The organism is Vibrio sp. 10N.286.51.C3, from assembly GCF_003050065.1.
Taxonomy (GTDB): domain Bacteria; phylum Pseudomonadota; class Gammaproteobacteria; order Enterobacterales; family Vibrionaceae; genus Vibrio; species Vibrio crassostreae.
In genome coordinates, this window is record NZ_PIGC01000044.1 from 1 (window position 1) to 1047 (window position 1047).

Sequence of the window (1047 nt, forward strand, 5' to 3'; positions counted from 1 at the left end):
CGTGACCTTTAAGGTCGCCTTTAAACTCTGTGATCTAAAGAAAAACACGGTGGTTTAAAGAGTCTTAGTAGCTTTTTAGAAGAAAGCTGGAGCGATACATCGGGTTCGAACCGATGACCTCAACCTTGGCAAGGTTGCGCTCTACCAACTGAGCTAGTATCGCATTAGTTATTCGCTGCTCATACTGCCTTGGGCAACAGATAGCGCTTAACTGTAATGTGGTTGCGGGAGCCGGATTTGAACCGACGACCTTCGGGTTATGAGCCCGACGAGCTACCAAACTGCTCCATCCCGCGTCCGGATGCATTGTTTAAGTCAATGACTCTTGCCTTTAAAAGGCTAATTTGGAGCGATACATCGGGTTCGAACCGATGACCTCAACCTTGGCAAGGTTGCGCTCTACCAACTGAGCTAGTATCGCATTAGTTAATCGCTGCTCTTACTGCCTTGGGCAACAGATAGCGCTTAACTGTAATGTGGTTGCGGGAGCCGGATTTGAACCGACGACCTTCGGGTTATGAGCCCGACGAGCTACCAAACTGCTCCATCCCGCGTCCGGATGCATTGTTTAAGTCAATGACTCTTGCCTTAAAAAGGCTAATTTGGAGCGATACATCGGGTTCGAACCGATGACCTCAACCTTGGCAAGGTTGCGCTCTACCAACTGAGCTAGTATCGCATTAGTTAATCGCTGCTCTTACTGCCTTGGGCAGCTCTTACCGCCTTGGGCAACAGATAGCGCTTAACTGTAATGTGGTTGCGGGAGCCGGATTTGAACCGACGACCTTCGGGTTATGAGCCCGACGAGCTACCAAACTGCTCCATCCCGCGTCCGGATGTTTTTCTTTTCGCATCATTATCGTTTAAGACAATGAATCTTGCCTTTAAAAGGCTAATTTGGAGCGATACATCGGGTTCGAACCGATGACCTCAACCTTGGCAAGGTTGCGCTCTACCAACTGAGCTAGTATCGCATTAGTTAATCGCTGCTCTTACTGCCTTGGGCAACAGATAGCGCTTAACTGTAATGTGGTTGCGGGAGCCGGA

General features: G+C 49.3%; 7 tRNA genes. All 7 read right to left on the reverse strand.

Going from position 1 to position 1047, the window contains the following annotated elements:
* Positions 1-87: 87 nt before the first annotated feature.
* Positions 88-163, reverse strand: a tRNA-Gly gene (locus tag CWO27_RS23395).
* Positions 164-219: 56 nt separating this feature from the next.
* Positions 220-296, reverse strand: a tRNA-Met gene (locus CWO27_RS23400).
* A 49-nt stretch (positions 297-345) separates the two neighbouring features.
* Positions 346-421 (reverse strand) — tRNA-Gly (locus tag CWO27_RS23405).
* A gap of 56 nt (positions 422-477) precedes the next feature.
* Positions 478-554, reverse strand: a tRNA-Met gene (locus CWO27_RS23410).
* Between the two features lie 49 nt (positions 555-603).
* A tRNA-Gly gene (locus CWO27_RS23415) sits at positions 604-679 on the reverse strand.
* 75 nt (positions 680-754) lie between these two features.
* Positions 755-831, reverse strand: a tRNA-Met gene (locus CWO27_RS23420).
* 67 nt (positions 832-898) lie between these two features.
* A tRNA-Gly gene (locus CWO27_RS23425) sits at positions 899-974 on the reverse strand.
* Positions 975-1047 lie beyond the last annotated feature (73 nt).